This is a genomic window from Paraburkholderia piptadeniae (assembly GCF_900007165.1).
In the GTDB taxonomy this organism is placed as follows: domain Bacteria; phylum Pseudomonadota; class Gammaproteobacteria; order Burkholderiales; family Burkholderiaceae; genus Paraburkholderia; species Paraburkholderia piptadeniae.
This window is the reverse complement of the sequence record NZ_CYGY02000052.1, coordinates 59,681-81,037: the sequence shown is the minus strand read 5'-3', so window position 1 is coordinate 81,037 and position 21,357 is coordinate 59,681. Positions and strand designations below refer to the sequence as shown.

The following is a 21,357-nucleotide window of genomic DNA, read 5'->3' as shown; positions in this document are numbered from 1 at the left end:
TGTATCAGGCAGCGCCCGTCGCGGCAAACGCGCCTTCGATCGCATCCGTCAGGCGGCCGACGATCTGCTCGATATCGCGCTGCGTGCAGATGAACGGCGGCGCGAGCAGCACATGATCGCCGATCTTGCCGTCGACGGTGCCGCCCATCGGATACACCATCAGCCCGCGCTGGAACGCCTCGCGTTTGATCGCGGCGTGCAGCTTCAGTTTCGCATCGAATGGCGTTTTCGTCGCGCGGTCTTTCACCATCTCGACGCCGACGAACAGACCCCGGCCGCGAATATCGCCGACATACGGATGCTGCGCATAGTGCGCGCGCAGCAGCGAACGCAGCTGTTCGCCGCGCGCTTTCACGTTGTCGAGCAGATGCTCGTCGGCGATCACGCGCTGCACTTCGAGCGCGGCGGCGCAGGCCGTCGCGTGGCCGATATACGTGTGGCCGTGCTGGAAGAAGCCCGAGCCGCCCGTGATCGCGCTGTATATCCTGTCGCTCACGAGCGTCGCGCCGATCGGCTGATAACCCGCGCCGAGCCCCTTCGCGATGGTCAGCAGATCGGGTGCCACGCCCTCTTCTTCGCATGCGAACAAATGGCCCGTGCGGCCCATGCCCGACATGATTTCATCGAGAATCAGCAGCACGCCATAGCGGTCGCACACCGCGCGAATCTTGCGGAAGTACTCGCGCACGGGCGGCACAGCGCCCGCCGTCGCACCGACCACCGTTTCGGCGACGAACGCCGCGACCGTCTGCGAGCCGAGTTCGAGAATCTTCTGCTCGAGTTCGTCGGCAAGACGCTGCGCAAACTGCTCTTCCGTTTCGTCCTCGCGTTGCTCGCGATACGCGTAGCACGGGCTCACGTGATGCGCGTCGATCAGCAGCGGCAGGAAAGGCTCGCGGCGCCACGCATTGCCGCCGATCGCAAGCGCACCAAGCGTGTTGCCGTGATAGCTCTGGCGTCGCGCGATGATATGGCGGCGCTGCGGCTCGCCCGTTTCGACGAAGTACTGGCGTGCGAGCTTCAGCGCGGCCTCGATCGCCTCCGAGCCGCCCGACACGAAATACACGTGCCCGAGCCCTTGCGGCGCGCGGTCGACGAGATAGCTCGCGAGTTCCTCGGCAGGCTGAGTCGTGAAGAACGACGTGTGCGCGTACGGCAGTGCCTGCGCCTGACGCTTGATCGCGTCGATCACGCGCTGGTTGCTGTGGCCCAGGCACGAAACGGCCGCGCCGCCCGATGCGTCGATGTAACGCTTGCCCGTCGAATCGATGATTTCGATGCCCTCGCCTTTCACGGCGACGGGCAACGTCTGCTTCGGCATGCGGTGGAATACAGTAGTCATGCGCTTTCCTTGGAGGTAGGGAGAACGGCGGCGCTCAGGCCGCCGTGCGTGCGGGTACGTTCAATAAAGGTGTCGAAAACGACGGTGCCCTGCGCGTGCACCCGCAGCGCGACACCGTCGTCACGGATGCGGAACAGCGCCGTCGCGAGCGTGTTTTCGTCGTCGGGATCGTTCGGATCTTCGCGGTAGATCGGCAGGCCGACGGGCGCCTTGTCGTGCAGCATTTGCACGAGCGCGTCGCCGTCGATGGCCGCGCCCCGCTCTTCGAGCAGCGCCGCGACGCGCGCCTGACGATCGCGCGACGAATCGGTGACGATCTGCGCCTCGCGATCGCAGCCGTCATGGATCATGTGATTCGCGTGCCCCGACACGCGCGCGACGGGCACGACCGAGCAGCGCATCGCCGTCGCCTCGACGCTCATCACGCGACTGTCGCCCGCCGCGCCGAGCGTGTGATGAAAGCCGCTGGCGCGCGGCGTGTCTTGCAGCAGATGCGCGGCCGCGTCGAGCGTCGACGCGTCGAGCACTGCGCGCGACAGAATCATGCGCGGCACGCCCATCAACGGCTGACGGATGCGCAGGTTGTTGATCGCCTGCACGAGCCCGGCGCGATTCGCGGCAAACGTGTGTCCGGGCAGCGAACCGGGGTAATAGAAGCTGATGAAGCCGGGCTTGCCTGTCGGCTGGACGTCGACGATCAGGCCTTTGCCGTGCAGGAACGGATCGCCGTCTTCGTTGTGCGCGATCAGCGTTTCATCGCCGACAGCGGCGAACGTCGTGCAGCCGTCGGCCGTGTTGTGAGCCAGCTCGCCGCGGCAATTCCACAGGAAAATATCTTCCGCCGACCTGCCGAGGCCGGCCGCGATGCCGTCGAGTTCCGCCACCTGGTCGGGAAAGCGCGCGAGCGCCATATCGCGCAGGTGCCGCACGAACGCGTGGCCGCGCCACTCGCGCACGCTGCGCCAGGCCGCGCTCTGCTGCATGTATGCATCGAACACAGGCCGGGCCAGCTCGCCGAGCTGACGGCCGATTTCAGCCGGCTCGCCGGCTATCCGATGCAATTCCCATCCCTGCTTCGACACACGACACCTCGAATGTCAATCAACACGCGATGCGCATTTATACGTCACGGCAACATATGTTGTCAATGAGGGTGTAAACCGCCGCCGTGCGCGACCGCACGCACGCGGTTCGCGCCACGGAACGCGCCGTTGCGCGGCTATCAGGGTACATCAGGGTACGTAGGCGCCCTTCGCGTGCAGCGACTGTTCGGCGAGTTCGAGCTGCTGGACGGCGTCCGTGCCTTCCAGCGCGAGCAGATGCGCGACCAGCGATTCGGCAATCGCCGTCGCCGCCACGAGGGAGGGAAAAAACGACGGGCTTTCGTGTGAAAAAATCAGCACCTTGTCGGCGTTCAGCGCGATGGGCGACACGGCGCTGTCGGTGATCGCGATCAGCTTGCTGCCCTTTTCGAGCGCAGCCTCGGCGACGCGCGCTGCTTCGACGGAATACGGCGCGAAGCTCACGACGACGGTTGCACTATCGCGCTCGATGCCGCGCAGCTGCATTTCGAGCGTGCCCGCTTCGCCCGTCAGCAGCGACACCGACGAGCGAAAGAGACGGTATCCGTAGACAAGGCCGAACGCGACGGGATAACACGAACGGAAGCCGGCGACATGCACGTGCGATGCGCGCCGCAACAGCTTCGCGGCTTCGACGGTGACGCGCGCATTGTGCGCCGCCGTCACTTCGAGATTGTGCTGATGCGCGACAAGCAGATCGTGCGCGAGCGCGTCTTTCGCGTGGCCCTTGACGAGCGAGCGGGCGCGCGTGGTCAGCGGCTCGGGGCGCGTGCGCACCCGTGCGACGAACAGGTCGCGCAACTCGTTCCAGCCCGGAAAACCCAGTTGCTGCGACAGCCGCACGAGCGACGCGGGTTGCACCTGCGCGCGCTCGGCGACCTTGCGCATCGACGAAACGGCGACCTCATCGGGATGATCGAGCAGAAACGCCGCCCCCATCTGGAACTGCGGACTGAGTTCCTGAAAGCGTCCCCGAATCAGGGCGGCGAGCTGATCGAAGTTGTCGGGCATACGGTGTACCGGGCGATGGGATGACAACAAATGTTACCACCCGGTATGAGAGCGATCCGCACATTCGACTACTGCTGGCAATGGATTCTCAACGGTCGCTTAAGGAGTAGTGCTCTTCCCGGCTGCGAGTGGATGCCGGTAGCAGGCACGCAGCCCTCTATCCATGTTCTCGAGCACAAGTCCGCCACCGCTACGCCGCGCGATTTCCGACACGATCGAAAGACCGAGGCCACTGCCTGCAGCGGCAGTGCCAGGGATGCGATAAAACGGCTCCAGCACTCGCGATAGCTGGTCCTCCGGGATGCCGGGTCCGGAATCCTTCACTTCCATCAGCAGATGCTCGCCGTTCTGTGTGACCGACACATCGACCCTGCCGCCCTCCGGCGTGTACCGGACCGCGTTATCGACAAGATTGCGCAATACGACGGAGAGCGCGGCCGTATCGGCAATCACCTCGACGTCGTCAACCTTGTCTAGCCCGAGATCGACCTGCTTGCACTGTGCCATATCGACGGCATTGACTATTGCTTCATTCGCCAGTTGCCGAAGGCAAACCGCCGACGGTTCCATCGACGAACCATGCTGGGAACGGGCTAGCGTGAGTAGTTGCTCGACCAGTCGCGCCGTGCGCCGTATCGCTGCATGAAACGAAACGAGTCGCTCGCGCGCCACTAGCGCATTGTCGGCGGCACCGAGATGCTCTGCTTGCAAAGAGAGCGCGGCCAGCGGCGAGCGCAGTTCGTGAGCGGCATCTGCAATAAACCGGCGCTGCTGGGACATCGCATCCTTGAGCCGGCCAATCAGCCGGTTGATCGAGGTGACGAATGAAAGCAGCTCGTTCGGGATGTCCTGCTCGGACAGCGCATCGAGCGTCGCATCGTCCTGCTGGTCAACAACGTTGGCAAGGCGACGTACAGGCAACAACATCGCACGTACGAGAAAGACGACGAGTGCGACCAATATAGGCGTCAGGGCGAGCATCGGAAACAATGTTCTCATTGCGCCGTCCCGTGCAATTTCGTCGCGTACCACCGAAACTTCGGCGACGGCAATTCGCTCGCCAGTATGTAATGTGCGCACATTGACGCGCCAACTCCTGTCGTCGCCATCAAGGTTGTGCAGCCCGTCTGGAAGCGTTTCCGGAATAGTAATGAGCGCGTCTGTGCTCGCTGACGATCGATCCAGGCGCGAGATGACGAGCCTCACGTCCGAATCCTGACTGCCTTGCCACGCGACTGTGGGCGCTGCGAGGACAAGTTTCCCCGCGTCGATCAGCGCGCCGATTTCCCGAAGATGACCGTCCTGCAGTTTGTTTGCCTCGTGATAGGCGGCGGAAAAAGATGCGGCACCCGCGATAACGCTTAGCGCCACGATGACGGACACGATCCACCATGTGAGTCGCGACGTCATGGACTGCGGAGAACGTACCGGTCGACCATCCATTCGACACCTCGTATTGTGCGAATAATCGTAAGGGCCTCACTTCTTCAGAATGGCGTGTAGCGGCTGCTCAATGGGGCGAAGCAGCAATGAAAGCGAAAGCGCGCTGTTGCGTCAGCGAAGCCGCAACGCCGCCCTGAAACGACGCCGTCAGTGGACGGATATCGCAAAGCACTACGGCCTCGGCCCAGGTCAGCCTTTCAGTAAGCCCACGCGGCATAGGCTATCGCGAATCACACAGCGACGATGAGCACCGCCCGCGTCGGCTCGTGCCCGGCTCTCGTCCACCACTTTCTTTGGCAGCAGCCTTATTGTCAGGCAGATCAGACCCGGCAAGAGTAACGCATCGTCGATGCACCCGAGTACAAGGATTAAGTCGGGTATCAAATCGGTGAGGGCTCAATGCATAGGCGACCAAAAACATGCGAAGCACTTTTGGGAGCAATGGTGCACCTGGGCTGCGATTCGCAAACCTCAGTGTCAACGAGTCACGCTTGATACGGCTCGCCCACTTTCGATGCCGCCGGTCAGGAACAACACGACATCGGCATCGGCATGCAATGGAACGAAGAAATGGTTCCGGTAGCAAGAAGAAGGGGAGCGCCAGGTAGCGCTCCCCTTGACCGGCTTGGGACCTGCCGTCTCCGGCCGTTGCGTCAGACCGCGCCCGGATTGATGTACGAAGTCTTGACGGTCGTATAGAACTCGCGCGCATAGCTGCCCTGCTCGCGAGGACCATAGCTCGACCCTTTGCGGCCGCCGAACGGCGCGTGATAGTCGACGCCAGCCGTCGCCGTATTCACCATGACCATGCCTGCCTGGACGTGTCGACGGAAGTGGCTTGCAAGACTCAGCGAAGTCGTGCAGATGCCCGCCGACAAGCCGAACTCCGTGTCGTTCGCCACAGCGAGCGCCTCGTGATAGTCCTTGACCTTGATGACGGTAGCGACAGGGCCGAACACCTCTTCGCGGTTGATGCGCATCGCGGCCGTCGTATTCGTCACCAGTGCGGGAGCGAGAAAATAGCCGCGCGTGGACGCTTCGACACGCTCGCCGCCGAATACCTCTCCACCCTCTTCGCGCGCAACCGCGATATAGCGCTCATCCTGCTGGAGTTGCCTGTCGTCGACGACCGGCCCGATATGTGTTCCGTCAGCCAGCGCGTCGCCGACTTTCAGCGCCTTCATGCGCGCCTTCAGTGCGTCGACGAAGCGGTCGTGAATGCCTTCCGTGACGATGAGCCGGCTCGATGCCGTGCACCGTTGCCCCGTCGAGAAGAACGCGCCGTTGATGCAAGCCTCGACGGCAACGTCGAGGTCGGCGTCATCGACGATGACCATCGGGTTCTTGCCGCCCATCTCGAGCTGAAACTTCTTGCCCGTCGCAAAGCACTTCGCGCCGATCGCGCGGCCCGTCGCGACAGAGCCGGTGAAGCTGACGGCATCGACGTCCGGCGAGTTGACGATCGCTTCGCCGACCACCGAGCCGCGGCCCATCACGAGGTTGATGACGCCTGCGGGCGCGCCCGCTTCGGCGATGATCTTCACCAGTTCCCACGTGCTCGCCGGCACGAGGTCCGCCGGCTTGATGACGACCGTGTTGCCATACGCGAGCGCGGGCGCAATCTTCCATGCGGGAATGGCGATCGGGAAGTTCCAGGGCGTAATGAGGCCGATGACGCCGAGCGGCTCACGCGTCATTTCGACGGTCATTCCGGGCCGCACGGAAGGCACCGACTCACCGCCGATACGAAGCGCTTCGCCTGCAAAGAACTTGAAGATCTGCCCTGCCCGGCCGACTTCGCCGATTGCTTCGGGCAGCGTCTTGCCTTCTTCACGTGCAAGCAGCCGACCCAGCTCCGCCTTGCGCGCAAGGATGACGCTGCCGGCCTGGTCGAGCAGATCGAAGCGTTGCTGCGGCGTCGACAGCGACCAACGCGCAAAGGCCCTGCGTGCGGCCGCGATCGCGTCGCGCGTCTGCGCGTCGTCGGCCTGCGCGAATTCGCCGATGACGTCGTCGAGATTGGAGGGGTTGAGGTTGGCAGACGTGGTGGCGCCGCGCACCCACTCGCCGTCGATGTAGTTGTCGAACTGGTTCATATTGTCTTTCCTGATTCAGCGTTATCGATAGTCGGCACGCGCGATCGCTCAGAGCAATCCGCGCGAGGCCAGGTTGCGATACAGCGCGCGCACGCCGAAGGTCCACGGCGCGATCTCCGTGCTCAACTGCACGGTGTTGATCAGCGCGCCGAGTTGCGGCGTCGAGATCGCGACCTTGTCGCCGAGATGGTGCGTAAAGCCGCCGCCGGGCGTGTCGCGGTCCTTGATCGGCGAGAACATCGTGCCGAGAAACAGCATGAAGCCGTCGGGATACTGATGATGGCGTCCGCATGTCTGCGCGACGAGATCGGCCGGATCACGGCTGATCTCGCTCATATGGCTGACGCCATCGAGAAGAAAGCCGTCGTCCGTGCCCTCGACACGCAGCGACACGCTGGCCTTGCGCACCGAGTCGAGATCGAACGATTCGTCGAACAGACGCACGAACGGGCCGATCGCACACGACGCGTTGTTGTCCTTGCACTTGCCGAGCAGCAAGGCCGAACGGCCTTCGATGTCGCGCAGATTGACGTCGTTGCCGAGCGTCGCGCCAACGATCTCGCCACGGCTGTTGACCGCGAGGACGATCTCGGGCTCGGGGTTGTTCCAGTTCGATGCGGGCAGCAATCCGATGTCCGCGCCGAAGCCGACGGCCGACATCGGCTGCGACTTCGAAAACACTTCAGCATCGGGACCGATGCCCACTTCCATGTACTGGGACCACGCGCCGCGCCGTTCGAGTTCGGTCTTGAGCTTCATCGCCGCGTCAGAGCCAGGCTTGATCTTCGACAGATCCGTGCCGATCGTCGCGGCAATGGTTTCGCGAACGTCTTGCGCCTTCGCCGGATCGCCGCCCGCCTGCTCCTCGATGACGCGCTCGATGAGGCTCACCGCAAACGTGACGCCACATGCCTTGATCGCCTGAACGTCATTGGGTGCGAGCAACCGCAGTGCGGGCTCTTCCTTGCCGTGCGGAAGATTGGCCTCGATCAGCTTGTCGACGGAACCTAACGGCTCGCCCTTCACGGTTCGCGCAAATTGAACGATGTCCTCGAGATCGAACAGGTCCGCGGTAGTCGGAACGCTCGCCGTGATATCGAGCACTTCGCCGTTGCGAACGAGCACGACGGAAGGTCCTTCGTGCGCGCCCGCTTTGCGCCATACGCGGCCGACGAGCAGCGCCTGCTGAATGTCGTCGGGAAGATACGCTGATGGGGATGAAGAGGTCATGGTGGGGAATGTCTCCAGTTTCGGTTCATATGGGCCGTTGATTCAAAAAAAGGCTGGCATGGGCGCGAACGCATCGGCCCAGCCCGATCGCGTTCAATGCGAGTGGCGCGGGTTGCCGCGCTCGGCGATGACCTTCAGATAGAGCGTCGCGGGCTCGAGACAGCCGCCCGTGGACAGTTGCCCCACAGTCTGCCGGTACAACTCCTGCCATGGAGTCTGCGCCTGCGGAACTTCGAAGCTCGCGCTCTTGCGGCGCCGCGCAAGCTCTTCTTCGTCGACCAGCACGTCGACGCTGCGCGCATTCAGATCGACGCGAATGCGGTCGCCCGTTTGCAGAAGCGCAAGCCCGCCGCCCACGGCCGCCTCAGGCGACATGTTGAGGATCGACGGGCTCGCCGACGTTCCGCTCTGCCGGCCGTCGCCCATCGTCGGCAGCGACGTGATGCCCTTGCGCACCAGTTCGGCGGGCGGCGCCATGTTGACGACCTCCGCGCTGCCCGGATAGCCGACCGTGCCCGCACCGCGAATCACGAGGATGCAATGCTGGTCGATCTGCAGCGACGGGTCGTTGATGCGCGCGTGATAGTCCTCGGGGCCATCGAACACGATGGCGCGCGCATCGAACGTATTCTCCGCGCCGGGCTCGTTCAAATAGGTCTGCCTGAACGCATCGCCGACCACCGACATCTTCATGATCGCGCTATCGAAGAAGTTACCCGACAGCACCATGAATCCCGCTCCGTGCTTGAGCGGCTCGTCCGTCGTCTTGATGACTTCGCGGTCCGGCTCGGGCGTGCTGTCGGCGATCGCGCCGATGGTGCGGCCCGACACCGTCAGGCAGTCGCGACGCACGAGCCCCGCGCGGTCGAGTTCGCGCAGCACGGCAGGCACGCCGCCCGCGCGATGGAAGCTCTCGCCCAGATACTCGCCGGCCGGCATGCAGTTGACGATGAGCGGCACCTGCTCGCCGACGCGCTGCCAGTCGTCGAGGCTCAGTTCAACGCCCATGTGGCGCGCGATTGCAATCAGGTGCGGCGGACAGTTGGTGGACGCACCCAGCGCCGACGCGACGACGATCGCGTTCTCGAAGGCTTCTTTCGTCATGACTTGCGACGGCCGCACGTCTTCACGCACGAGATCGACGATGCGCTTGCCCGTCGCATACGCCATCTGGCCTCGCTCGCGATAGGCGGCAGGAATGCTCGCGCAGCCGGGCAGCGACATGCCGAGCGCTTCCGCGAGACTGTTCATCGACAACGCCGTGCCCATCGTATTGCAGTGGCCGATGGAAGGCGACGATGCCGTCGTGAGCTCCATGAAGCCTTCGTAATCGATCTCACCCGCTGCAAGCAGATTGCGCGCATGCCAGATCACCGTGCCCGAGCCGACGCGCTTGCCCTGGTGCCAGCCGTCGAGCATCGGACCGCCTGACAATACGATCGCGGGCATGTCGACGGTCGCGGCGGCCATCAGGCAAGCCGGAGTTGTCTTGTCGCAACCCGTCGTCAGCACGACGCCGTCGAGCGGGAATCCATGCAGGATTTCCACAAGACCCAGATACGCAAGATTGCGATCGAGCGCGGCCGTGGGCCGGCGGCTCTGCTCGGCGAGTGGATGCACGGGGAATTCCATCGGAATGCCGCCCGCGTCGCGAATGCCCGCCTTGGTCCGCGCGGCGAGTTCGATGTGGTGCCGGTTGCAGGGCGCGAGGTCGCTGCCCGTCTGCGCAATGCCGATGATGGGACGGCCCGACTGCAATTCCTCGCGCGTGAGGCCATAGTTCATGAAACGCTCGACATAGAGCGCGGTCATGTCGGCATGGGCCGGATCGTCGAACCACTCCTGGCTGCGCAGGCGCCGTGTGTTGGGCTGGGTCATTGCGTTGTACTCCGTTGTTCCATGTGCTGGCGATGTGCCCTTCACGATCGCCGGTGATATGGGCAGCGTCGGCGCCCGTCGGGTGCCTGCGGCTGTCTCCTTGTCTCGCCCGATTCAGCAATTTGTTATCGGTAACATTATCGATGTTATCACGCTGTGCGGGGTCTGCGCACCTCGCCAAGCTTACGCGTTTTCATGAGAAATGGTCGTCTGATGCCGCGTGCGACGGCCGTCACGATCGCAACCCACGCCGACGCCATCCACTATCCAGGTAGATTCCCCTGGCTTGCCCTGCGATGCCTCCTCGTGCTAACTTCGTTACCGATAACATTTTTGCGCATCGACGATTGCGCACCGCGATGTTACCGGTAACTATCATTCGAGGCGCTATTGGACGCGCTTGCAAACCACGACGAAGTACGCTGAGCGGTCTTTCGCTTCGAACGAGACCACGCACGACATATGCAAAAGGAGACAACGCTATGCCCACCATCACTCAGGCCGCGGCTTCATCCGTCGCTGTCAATGAGACTGAAGAACTGCTTTATCGCAAGGTGCTGAAGCGCATCTTGCCGCTGCTGCTTCTGTGTTACGTCGTCGCCTACCTGGATCGGGTCAACGTCGGCTTTGCGAAGTTGCAGATGCTCGACTCACTCGGCCTGAGCGATGGCGTCTATGCCGTCGGTGCAAGTATCTTCTTCTGGGGATACTTCTTCTTCGAGATGCCGAGCAACCTGCTTCTTCACCGCTACGGAGCGCGTTTCTGGATCGCCCGCATCATGGTGACATGGGGTATCGTCTCGTCGTCCCTCGCCTTCATCTCGCCGCTAGCCAACTTCTTCCACGTCGAAACCTCGACGATGTTCTACATCCTCCGCTTCCTGCTGGGTGTCTGCGAGGCTGGCTTCTTCCCGGGCATCATTCTCTACATGAACTACTGGTTCCCGGCCCGTCGACAAAGCGTCGCGATGTCGGGGTTCCTGATTGCCATTCCCGTGAGCCTGACGCTGGGCGGCATCGTTTCCGGATGGCTGATGGAAAACACACACGGCCTGCTCGGCTTGGGCGGCTGGCAATGGATGCTTTTGCTGGAAGGTATTCCTTCGATCCTCGTCGCATTCGTCGTGCTGTTCCGGATGGGCGACGGCATTCAATCGGCGAATTGGCTGACGGCTTCCGAAAAGGCCCTGCTGCAAAGAAATATCGAACAGGAAAGCACAAAGAAGACGCATAGCGTTGCAGCGGCGCTCAAGAGCCCGCGCGTATGGCTGCTGACCTTCATCCTGTTGACGTTCAACACCGGCTTCTATGGCCTCGCATTCTGGCTGCCGTCGATCATCAAGGCGTCGGGCGTGAAAAGCACCTTTAACATCGGCTTGCTGACAGCCATTCCGTACCTCAGCGCGGTGGTGGTGATGATCTGGAACGCGGCGCACTCGCGCAAGACGGGCGAGCGTCGGATGCACGCTGCGATTCCCGCATGCATCGGCGGCGTCGGCCTGATTCTCAGCGCGCTCTTTGCGAACAACGTGCCGCTGTCGATTCTGTTCCTGACGATCGCGACCTGCGCCATCCTTGGCCTGATGCCGATTTACTGGACCTTCCCCGGGCAGATTCTCTCGGGCACGGCTGCAGCGGCGGGCATAGCGCTCATCAACTCCGTCGGAAATCTCTCAGGCTTTACCGGCTCGATGATTACCAGCGTGGCGAAAGACCTGACGGGCAACATCAACAACGGCACGTATGCGCTCGGCGCCTGCCTTCTCGTCAGTTGCGTGCTGATTCTGTCGATTCCGAAGAGCATGCTGAACAGCGAACCGGCGGAGCTCGGATAGCTACTTCGTCACTGCTGCCTTACCCGCTAGCAGGACGTTCCCTATCGCACCCTTTTATATAGGCTGGCAGCCTGGATCTGGCGAGTGGAAATCAAAACCGCGAGTGACATTCGAACGTGAGTTCCGTCTCATGTTCTTCGAGTGGCCGCACACCCTTCGAAGACTCGGAAACGACGCTGAGCATCTGCCCGCGCTGTTGACAGAAGTCGCTCGCGCTTTGCATGACCGCCTTGTGCGATCTCGCCCATGCGACGCTGCCGCCCGCGGCCGTCGCGTGAAGGGAATATCGTCCCGGGTTGGCCGCTTCCGTTATGGGACTCGCACTGGAGCAGGCCTGCATCATCAGTGGTGCGATGGCGAACAGGGCCGCCCATTTGACCAGCCTCGTTGCCGCAATGGTCAGCCCGCGTCTTGTCAGACTGGCGCGCCGCGGTCGCGCCTCATTCACTCCGATATCGCTCACAACAACCTCTACACCAGGCTCCCGTCGCGCTCGCCCTATGCGGCGCTGCAAAGGTGTGCAGTATGAACGGTGGACGTCTTGCGATCAGCTAGCGGGATTGCAATGCTGTGTTTGAAAATCCGTATCGACGCTGGTCGATCAAAGCGCTTCCTGGCACAGCGACATCATTCGCTGCACCATCGTGCTCGCCTCGTTCAATTCCATTTCGCTCGTAAAGAGCGCGTTCACGCTGGAAAGACGCACGGCGATACCTGCGTCCAGCAGGTCCTCGCTCGCGATTTTCAGCGCGAGTTGCCCGATCTTGACCCGATCGAGCCAGTGCATCTTCACGTCGTTTTTCCTCAGCCAGCGACGGCAGCATTCGACGACATGATCGACACGCCATTCCTGTGTAAGGGCGTGCGAAGCCGCCGCAATCGCGACAAGGAAGCAAAGTAGTTCCGGACGCGCACTGTCGGCGTCGTTGAATTCGGGTTTCAGCATGGGTTGTGGACCTCTATTCCTGTCTTCACTACGTGCGTACCGTTGCACCGAAATCAACCCGTGCGCATGGCGAACAAGAGAGCCAGCGCAGGCGTTTCTCGCACACCGGCTCGGCGTGCGCAAGCCAAAAGTCTACGCCTTTTTGGACGCTCGCCAATCGAGAATCAGCAGAACGGACGTGCTCAAAGATTGGCGCAGACGGCCGCGCTAGGTCGTCAACCGCCGATACGCATTCAGATGCCGCAACAACCCCTGCTGGTCGCCGAGGCCATCGAGAAGAATGGCGAGATTGTGATGCGCATCCGCATACGACGGATCGAGCTCGAGACAACGCTCGTAGCTTCGCTCCGCATCCGCAAGCCGCTCCAGTCCTTCCAGCGCCACCGCGCGATTGAAATGAAGCACCGCGTCTTCGGGGAAATACGACAGCGCGTCGTCGAATACATGCAGCGCGTCTTCGCAGCGCGCGTCGCTTTCACATAGCAGCGCGCCGAGATCGACATACGCTGCATAAAACGGCTCGGGCGAAAGCGCTATCGCTTTTCTATACGCCTGCTCCGCGCCCTTCGCATCCGACTCGATCAATTGGCCCGCGAGGCCGTACCACTCGTCGGCCTCGCGCGCGGCGTCCTTCGGCTGCGGCGACGATTCGAGAAACACCACGTCGCCCCTGATCTGCGCCACTTCGAAGTCGAGCAGATGCTGGCCTGTTATCGCGTCCCATTGCGATGGGCCCGTTCGCACCACGATCTCATTGCCGACAGCCGTGACGCGAATGCCCGACAGCGGCAATGCATCGGGCAACTCAGACCTGAGGCGCTTCAACGCCTGCACGATCTTGCGCGGAGGAATATTGGATGCGCGCAACTGGAGCGCCGTCCTCAGCAGCACGACATCCTGAAACGTGAAGCGCAGCGCGTTGCGCGGGCCACGCGTCGGCGTCACGAAGCCGGCGTCGACGAGTCCCGACACGACTCGCCGCGACACGCCCAGCATCGACTCCAGCTCGCGCATCGACAGGCTATGCGCCGCGTCCGCTCCCGTCACTTGCGCGCCCGAACCTTGGCCGGCACGTCGGCGGCGGGTGCTTTTGCCGCGCGCGCGGCGGGCTTACGCGTTTTCGGCGCGGCGGCGATGTCTGTCACCGGCTCGGCAGCCTTGCGCTTTTGCGGGCTCGCGGACGGGCTCGCGGACGGGCTCGCAGATGCGGCCGCAGGCTTGGCCCTCGCGCCGCCTTTCAGGCTCGCGCGCAATGCTTCCATCAGGTCGATCACTTCGCCGCCCGGCTCGGGCACATCCGCGCGCTCGGCCGAGATGACCTGCTGGCCATCGATCTTCCGATCGATGGCCGCGAGGATGCGTTTTTTCTCCTCGTCCTCGTAGGCACTCGGGTCGTAATGGTCCTCGGTGCCCTGCTCGATGATCTGCATCGCGAGCTTCAATTCCGACGCAGTGACGCTCACGTGCTCGATGTTCAGGTCCTTCAGCGAGCGCACTTCGTCCGCGAACAGCAGTTGCTGGAACACGAGGCCGTCTTCGGCCGGCCGCACCTGAACGATGCGCGTCTTGCCCTTGAACGCCCACTTCGCCAGCGCACAGCGGCCGCTTTCCGCGAGCGCCTGTTGCAGCAGGCTATACGGCTTGCCGCCGCGCTTGTCGGGCGCGATGTAGTACGCCTTGTCGTAGTAGACGGGATCGACCGACTTCTCCGGAATGAAGGCCACGATCTCGACGACATGACTCGCGCTTTCTTCGAGCTCCTTCAGTTCGTCGGCGGTGAAGACGACGAAGCGGTCCTTCTCGAACTCATAGCCCTTCTTCATCGACGAGCGCTCGACGACGGCGCCCGTCGTCTCCGAGATGTATTGCTGCTTCACGCGCGAGCCGTCGGGCGCGAGCATGTTGAAGCGCACGTCCGACCCGCTTTCGGTCGCGGAATAGAGCCGCACAGGAATCGACACGAGGCCGAACGAGAGGGACAACGATGCAATCGAGCGTGCCGCCATGAGCTTCTCCCGTGGGCTGCTGCGCCTGCCGGCACTCGTCGGATGAATCCGGCGCAAGCGCGACGCCGCCCCTGAAAATTCGCTGAACGCGTTTGCAAGCTTAGCACTGTGTCAGCACCGTGCAGCGATGGGCACGTCAGGGTATCGCTAGCCGAGAATCGGATGCGACGTGCCGGGAATCGGCCAGCCCCGGTTGTCGGTCGGCACGAGCTGGGTCTGGAACGCCACGAAGAGCGCCTGGAACCGCCCATCCACTTCGACCAGCACCGCGCCGTCCTGAAAGGTCCCGTTCTCCGATGAATGGTCCCTCACGTGGCTGCCGGGCTGCGGCTTCGGATTGCCCTGGTTCATGTGCGTCTCGTGCAAGCCGTCCTTCTCCGGCTCGAACAGAAAGCCGAAGCCGTACACGGTGACATTCTTCGTGGGCTTCCAGCCGCGCCGGCTATCGGTGCCGCTCTTGCTCCGATACACATAGTCGACGGGCGCCGCCGACATGTCGAGCTGCAACATCCCGTTGACCAGCGCGTTGATGTCGTTGTGCTCGGTCTGCGTATCGAGCGTGATGGGGCGCATCGTCGTGAGATCGACGAGACGCGTGTCGTGCACGTAGTCCAGCTTCGGAAATCCCGTCTGCGTGAGGCCGAGCGGCAGCTTCGCGAGATCGGCGATCATCGGATGATCGAAATACTGGTTCCACGCATAGAGCACGTTGTATCCGGCGGCACCCGCGAGCGAGCTGTCGGACTTCACGTTGGTGACGATCTCGAAGTCGCCCCCTTTGGTATCGTCGACCACGATCACATAGTGGGGGTCGCCCTTGTAGCCGTCGAGAAAGGGCACGCCCAGTTTCAGCGTGCCCTTGAACACGACGTAGACGTTTTGCGGCATGTTCGGGCTCCGTCGAAGAAGGTTGAAAGTCGGTGGCTTACAACAGCGCGATCACCCGCACATCCCCCTGCTCTGCCGACGCCACGACCTTACCCGCGACACGCCGGAACGTGATCGACACCGACGAATCGCCGACGCGCAAATCGCTGATCTCGATCCAGTCGATGCCTTCGGGCAGCATCGGCTGCTCGATCAGTACTTCGCGCCGTGCCGCGTCGATCGTCACGCCGAGGCACGCTTCGAGCATCATGAACGGCGAGCCGGCTGCCCAGGCTTGCGGCAGACACGCGACGGGGTACGCCGTCGGCGGTTCGCCACGGCGACGCGGAAAGCCGCAAAACAGCTCCGGCAGCCGCATGTCGAAATTGACGGCTGCCTGAAAGAGCGCCTGCAACAGACGCACGGCGGCCGCCTTGGCGCCGTAGCGCGCGAGGCCGCGCGCGCAGATCGCATTGTCGTGCGGCCAGACGGAGCCGTTGTGATACGCCATCGGATTGAAGCGCGGCTGGCCCGCCGCCAGTGTGCGCACGCCCCAGCCGGTATGAAAGAGCGCCGACTCCAGCGCACGCGCCACGGCTTCGCCGCGCTCGCGCGACGGCAAGCCGAACGCGAGCAGATGCCCCGCATTCGACGCGAGCACGCGGCACAGATCGCCCTTGCCGTCCAGCGCGATGCCGTAGAAGTTCGTGTCGTCCATCCAGTACTTGTCTTCGACACACGCGCGTATCGCCGTCGCGCGCTGCGTGTAGCGCTTGGCCTCTTCGGTCTGGCCGCGCAGCGTCGCGAAGTGCGCCATCGTGTCGAACGCGGCGCTCGCATAGGCCTGCACTTCGACGAGCGCGATAGGCCCGTCGGGGTAGCGTCCGTCCGCGTGAAAGACGGAATCGTGACTGTCCTTCCAGCCCTGGTTCGCCAGGCCGCTGTCCGACGCGCGCTGATAATCGAGCAGGCCGTAGCGGTTGCGGTCGCACACGGCCGACACCCACTTCGTCGCGCGTTCGAGCGCCGGCCACAACTCGTCGACGAGCTTCGTGTCACCCGTGCGCGCAACGTAAGCGCCCGCGAGCACGATGAACAGCGGCGTCGTATCGACACCGCCGTAATACAGCGCAAACGGCACCTCGCCCGTCGCCGCCATTTCGCTGCGGCGCATTTCGTGCATGATCTTGCCGACGGCGGCATCGCGGAATGCGGAGTCCTCCTTCGCCTGATGCTCGGCGAGAAAGCGCAGCACGCCGCGCGCGAGACCCGGCTGCAGCCACAGCGTCTGCAACGACGTAATGACGGCGTCGCGCCCGAACGGCGTCGAGAACCACGGAATGCCCGCATACGGATACGGCCCCGTCGCGAGATCCGTCGTCAGCAAATTGAGGTCGGCTTGCGAGCGGTCGATCCATGCGTTGAAAAGCGGATTGCTCGAGCGCACGCGCGCCGATGCGCGGCGCCGCTCGCGCATCACGAGGTGCGCGTCGACGAGCGCCGCACGCACGGCCGAGCGGCCCACGCGAGGCCGCGCCGCATCGATCTGCGAGACGTGCAGCTCGGTGACGGTATGCGTCGATTGCGGCACGTTGACGTCGGGCGCGCCCTTGTGCGCCTCGACCTGCACGGCCACCGACAGATAGATCGACACGCATGCCTGCGCCGGCAGATTCACCGAGTAATCGGCGCGGCCCGCGAGCAGCTTGTCGGGCATCGGAGAGAAGGCGACGCGCACGCGGCGCACGACGTCGTCGAGACCCACATAGCCGAGCAACACTTCGTTCTTGTGCACGCGAGGCGTTTCGATCGTGCCTCCACGGTCGCGCTTCAGGCCGCGCACTTCGAACATGTCGCGAAAGTCGCCCGCGAACGAAATAGACAGCGGCACGACGGCATCCGTCGTGCCGTAGTTGGTGAGCTCGATCGCTTCGTTCATCACCGTGCCCGACAGCACGCGCACGCGTTCGACGTGAATCACGCCTTCCGGCGTGCTGGCGCCGCCGAGCGGCGGCAGCGGACGGTTGGTCAGATGCGCGGTGAATGAGGTGTTGTCGCTGCTGACGCTGCCCGACAGCAGCGACGGCGCGCGGCCGCCGAAGGTCAGGCGCAGCTGCGAGAGCACGCGTGTATCGTTGACGAACAGGCCGTCGTCGTGCCCCGTCACATCGCCGAGCGGATCGTTGACGATGAACGTGCCGCCCGATTTCAGCACATGCTGCGTCGCGGCGGCGACGTTCAGGTTTTCCGGTGCGATGAAAGCGCCGTCGGGGTCCTCGCCGTGATACTCCACGCCGCCCTGATGGGTCAGTCCGCCGAGTGCTTCTGGATCCTGCATCAGCATGCTCCTGTGCTAGTGGCTTCGTTCCGATTGTAGAGGGTTCGCGCAATTAGGACAGAGGATAGCGCGACGGGTGCCCCGATCGTCATGATTTTTTCGTGTAAGGCATGAAGCGGGAGTCGAGCGGCGCACATGGCACGGGTCGTGCTGTCGATGCGCGAAAGGGCTTCAGGCGCCAGCGGCGTTCTCAGCGCACGGTCGAAACGCAAAGGAATTGATTCGCCATCCTGCCGATATCGAATGCAGTGCCTGAAATGAAAACAGGCGCCGTTTCCCTCTTGCGGAAACGGCGCCTGCGCTTTCAGACGATGCCGCGGATAGCGGCGTTCAAAAGCAAGCCTGGATAACTGACAAACGCTTATCGGCGTGCAACCGGCTTCGCGTCACGCGGCGTTTCGCCGACGAACAACTGACGCGGACGGCCGATTTTCTGCTCGGGATCGGCGATCATTTCGTTCCACTGTGCAATCCAGCCGACAGTACGCGCCATTGCAAAGATGCAGGTGAACATCGCAGTCGGGATGCCGAGCGCGCGCTGCACGATGCCCGAATAGAAATCGACGTTCGGATAGAGCTTGCGCGATACGAAGTACTCGTCTTCCAGCGCGATCTTTTCGAGTGCCATCGCGAGCTTGAACAGCGGGTCGTCGTGCAGGCCCAGTTCGTTCAGCACTTCGTGGCACGTTTCGCGCATCAGCTTCGCGCGGGGATCGTAGTTCTTGTAGACGCGGTGGCCGAAGCCCATCAGCTTCACGCCCGAGTTCTTGTCCTTCACCTGCTCGATGAACTTCGGGATGTTGTCGACCGAGCCGATTTCATCCAGCATGTTCAGCGCGGCTTCGTTCGCGCCGCCGTGCGCCGGGCCCCACAGACAGGCGATACCGGCCGCGATGCACGCGAACGGATTTGCGCCCGACGAACCGGCAAGACGCACTGTCGACGTCGACGCGTTCTGCTCGTGGTCTGCATGCAGGATCAGGATGCGGTCCAGCGCGCGCACCAGCACGTCGTTGACCTTGTACTCTTCCGCCGGGTTCGAGAACATCATCTGCATGAAGTTCGCGCTGTACGACAGGTCGTTGCGCGGATACACGAACGGCTGGCCAATCGAGTACTTGTACACCATCGCGACGAGCGTCGGCAGCTTCGCGATCATGCGAATCGCGGACACATCGCGATGCGTCGGGTCGTTGATGTCGAGCGAGTCGTGATAGAACGCCGACAGCGCGCCGACCGCGGCGACGAGAATCGCCATCGGGTGCGCGTCGCGGCGGAAACCGCGGAAGAAGAAATGCATCTGCTCGTGCACCATCGTGTGCTTCGTGACGGTGTCTTCGAATTCCTTCTTTTGCTGCGCATTCGGCAACTCGCCTTTCAGCAGCAAATAGCACGTTTCGAGGAAGTCGGCGTTCTGCGCGAGGTTGTCGATCGGGTAGCCGCGATACAGCAGCTCGCCCTTGTCGCCATCGATATACGTAATCGCCGAATTGCACGACGCCGTCGACATGAAGCCCGGATCGTAAGTGAACTTGCCCGTCTGTCCGTACAGCTTGCGAATATCGATTACGTCGGGACCCATCGATCCTTTATAAACTGGCAGTTCGATCTTCTCGTCGCTATTCGAAAACGACAGCAAGGCTTTGGTCGTTGATACGTTCATCTGGGATTCCTTTCGACTTTGCATTCCTGAGACATTGCGAAGCCGGCGATGACGCGCATCCGCACCTCCGGCAGCCGTGAGCATTCTACGGCCCGCATGCCGTTTGATTGCACCGCTCTCGCGCAACAATCAATCTCGCACGAAGCAATACTCGACCATGGAATAAAGGCTCCCCAACGACAGACTAATGAAAGAGAGAGCGCTCAATGCAACAATGTTTTGCTCCAGCACGTGGCGTCAAACGCAATCGCGTCTGAGATACTGGATTCGTGTTGAGCTTCCCCTGCAAGACACAACGCTGTCTTTGACCCGCCGCGCGATCCATTGAGCGGCGGGTCTCTTTTAAAGTCAGACACAGGAATGCACAAAATGAACATGAACATCGACACGCTCTTTCCCGCGACAGAAGAAACGGACGATATCGTCGTCACGGCGCTGAATCATCAGGACATCGTGCTCGCGCTGTCGGCGGCGCTCGCCACGGAAAAGGTCGCGGTTCTGCACATGCTCTATCCGCGCACGGACGCGCGCACGCACCGCAGTCTCGACGAACTCGTCGACCGTCTGCATGGGCATGGCCTGCATCAGGTGGCGCGTCTCGTCTCGCAGGAAGCGCATTACCTCGTGTTCAAGGAGCCGCTGAAGGCGTGGAAGGCGTTCAACGAGATCCGTCACGACTCGCTCGCGATCGGCGTGCATCTGTACTATCGCGGCTTCGTCGGCGAAGCGGCCGAGCGCGCGCTCGACGTCGATGCTCACGCGAAAGACTGACCTGTCAGAAGAACTTCAACGCGAGGCCTGAATGAAGGCGTCGACGAAACGGTTGAAGGCGGCGGGATGCGCGAGATTCATTCCGTGCGACGCGCCTGGCACCGTTTCGCGGCGCGCGTCGCGCAGCCATGAGGCGAGCGTTTCGGCTGTGCGCCGGAACATCAGCGGGCTCTTCTCGCCGTCGATCAGCAGCACGGGACACTTCACATCCGCTGCGTCGTCGAGCGTATAGGCAGGCAACGGATCGCGGAACTGACGCACAAGCGTGTGCGCATTGTCAGTCGCCATGCGCCGGAAATTCGGCGTGCTCTTTGACCAGAAGCCCGGACGGCTGACGGAATCGACGAAGAGTTGCAGCCCCGCATCGACCTGCCCTTCTTCGATCAGTCGCGCGGCACGCGCCCGCAATGCATTGACCGTCTCTGGCAGGCTCGCGGGCGCACGGTCGCCGATCTGCAGCGGCCCGCCCGGATCGGCGAGCGTCAGCGTCTTCACATGGTGCGCGTGACGGCGCGCGAAGTGATACGCGACACAGCCGCCGCGCGAATGCCCGACGACGTGCGCCGCGCCCGCGCCGAAACGCTCGATGAACTGCGCGACTTCATCGGCATGACTGCTCCAGCTGAACGGAATCGTCGCGGGTGTATCGGCGGCGGGCCAGTAGTGCGTGAGACTGACGGCCACGCATCGATAGCGCTTCGACAAGCCCGCGAGCTGCGCGTCCCAGTAACGGTAATCGCACAGCGAGCCGTGCACGAAGAGCAGCAGCTCGCCCTCGCCCTGCTCGACATATGGCATGCGCAAGCCGTTGGGCAGGTCGACGAAACGCGGTGATGAAGCGGATATCGG

At 62.8% G+C, this 21,357-nt stretch carries 16 protein-coding genes; 2 read left to right on the top strand and 14 right to left on the bottom strand.

Translation table 11 applies throughout. The features are described 5' to 3' along the window. Positions 1–4: 4 nt before the first annotated feature. The 7 genes from BN2476_RS26885 to BN2476_RS26850 all read right to left on the bottom strand — a co-directional run bounded on the left by BN2476_RS26885 (position 5) and on the right by BN2476_RS26850 (position 10,082). Entirely contained in the window at positions 5–1,342 is a 1,338-nt protein-coding gene (locus tag BN2476_RS26885) for an aspartate aminotransferase family protein (protein WP_087737254.1), read from the bottom strand. After that, positions 1,339–2,424, bottom strand: coding sequence for a C45 family autoproteolytic acyltransferase/hydrolase (locus tag BN2476_RS26880; RefSeq protein ID WP_087737253.1), 1,086 nt, complete (start codon positions 2,422–2,424; stop codon positions 1,339–1,341). The genes BN2476_RS26885 and BN2476_RS26880 overlap by 4 nt, the downstream gene beginning before the upstream one ends. 150 nt (positions 2,425–2,574) lie before the next feature. Then, positions 2,575–3,435, bottom strand: a complete 861-nt coding sequence (locus BN2476_RS26875; protein WP_087737252.1) for a MurR/RpiR family transcriptional regulator — start codon at positions 3,433–3,435, stop codon at positions 2,575–2,577. A 99-nt stretch (positions 3,436–3,534) separates the two neighbouring features. Continuing rightward, on the bottom strand, positions 3,535–4,818 hold the full coding sequence (locus BN2476_RS26870; RefSeq protein WP_235850979.1) for an ATP-binding protein: 1,284 nt from the start codon (positions 4,816–4,818) through the stop codon (positions 3,535–3,537). Between the two features lie 713 nt (positions 4,819–5,531). Continuing rightward, positions 5,532–6,974 (bottom strand): aldehyde dehydrogenase family protein, encoded by a 1,443-nt coding sequence (locus tag BN2476_RS26860; RefSeq protein ID WP_087737250.1) that lies wholly within the window; start codon positions 6,972–6,974, stop codon positions 5,532–5,534. A 48-nt stretch (positions 6,975–7,022) separates the two neighbouring features. Then, a complete protein-coding gene (locus tag BN2476_RS26855) occupies positions 7,023–8,204 on the bottom strand; it encodes a fumarylacetoacetate hydrolase family protein (RefSeq protein ID WP_087737249.1) in 1,182 nt (393 codons plus the stop codon). 93 nt (positions 8,205–8,297) lie between these two features. After that, entirely contained in the window at positions 8,298–10,082 is a 1,785-nt protein-coding gene (locus BN2476_RS26850) for an IlvD/Edd family dehydratase (RefSeq protein WP_087737248.1), read from the bottom strand. Between the two features lie 482 nt (positions 10,083–10,564). Between BN2476_RS26850 and BN2476_RS26845 the strand changes: the two genes are divergently transcribed. Then, positions 10,565–11,917: an MFS transporter gene (locus BN2476_RS26845; protein ID WP_087737247.1), complete on the top strand. Its 1,353-nt coding sequence runs from the start codon at positions 10,565–10,567 to the stop codon at positions 11,915–11,917. 601 nt (positions 11,918–12,518) lie between these two features. Here BN2476_RS26845 and BN2476_RS26835 read toward each other — a convergent pair. The 6 genes from BN2476_RS26835 to gltA all read right to left on the bottom strand — a co-directional run bounded on the left by BN2476_RS26835 (position 12,519) and on the right by gltA (position 19,737). After that, entirely contained in the window at positions 12,519–12,863 is a 345-nt protein-coding gene (locus BN2476_RS26835; RefSeq protein ID WP_087737246.1) for a hypothetical protein, read from the bottom strand. Between the two features lie 207 nt (positions 12,864–13,070). Next, positions 13,071–13,910, bottom strand: coding sequence for a tetratricopeptide repeat protein (locus tag BN2476_RS26830; RefSeq protein WP_087737245.1), 840 nt, complete (start codon positions 13,908–13,910; stop codon positions 13,071–13,073). Then, the gene (ku, locus tag BN2476_RS26825) at positions 13,907–14,869 is read right to left on the bottom strand and encodes a non-homologous end joining protein Ku (RefSeq protein WP_087737244.1); all 963 of its coding nucleotides are present in this window, start codon (positions 14,867–14,869) and stop codon (positions 13,907–13,909) included. Before ku ends, BN2476_RS26830 begins: the two co-directional genes overlap by 4 nt. A gap of 147 nt (positions 14,870–15,016) precedes the next feature. Then, positions 15,017–15,757 (bottom strand): YukJ family protein, encoded by a 741-nt coding sequence (locus BN2476_RS26820; RefSeq protein WP_087737243.1) that lies wholly within the window; start codon positions 15,755–15,757, stop codon positions 15,017–15,019. Positions 15,758–15,794: 37 nt separating this feature from the next. Beyond that, positions 15,795–18,074, bottom strand: coding sequence for an amylo-alpha-1,6-glucosidase (locus tag BN2476_RS26815; RefSeq protein ID WP_087737289.1), 2,280 nt, complete (start codon positions 18,072–18,074; stop codon positions 15,795–15,797). 361 nt (positions 18,075–18,435) lie between these two features. Then, positions 18,436–19,737: a citrate synthase gene (gene gltA, locus BN2476_RS26810; protein ID WP_087737242.1), complete on the bottom strand. Its 1,302-nt coding sequence runs from the start codon at positions 19,735–19,737 to the stop codon at positions 18,436–18,438. Positions 19,738–20,106: 369 nt separating this feature from the next. On the opposite strand from gltA, the gene BN2476_RS26805 reads away from it, so the two are divergent. Then, a complete protein-coding gene (locus tag BN2476_RS26805) occupies positions 20,107–20,508 on the top strand; it encodes a hypothetical protein (protein WP_087737288.1) in 402 nt (133 codons plus the stop codon). Between the two features lie 15 nt (positions 20,509–20,523). Here the strand turns inward: BN2476_RS26805 and BN2476_RS26800 are convergent, their stop codons facing one another. Next, positions 20,524–21,306: an alpha/beta fold hydrolase gene (locus tag BN2476_RS26800; RefSeq protein ID WP_087737241.1), complete on the bottom strand. Its 783-nt coding sequence runs from the start codon at positions 21,304–21,306 to the stop codon at positions 20,524–20,526. Positions 21,307–21,357 lie beyond the last annotated feature (51 nt).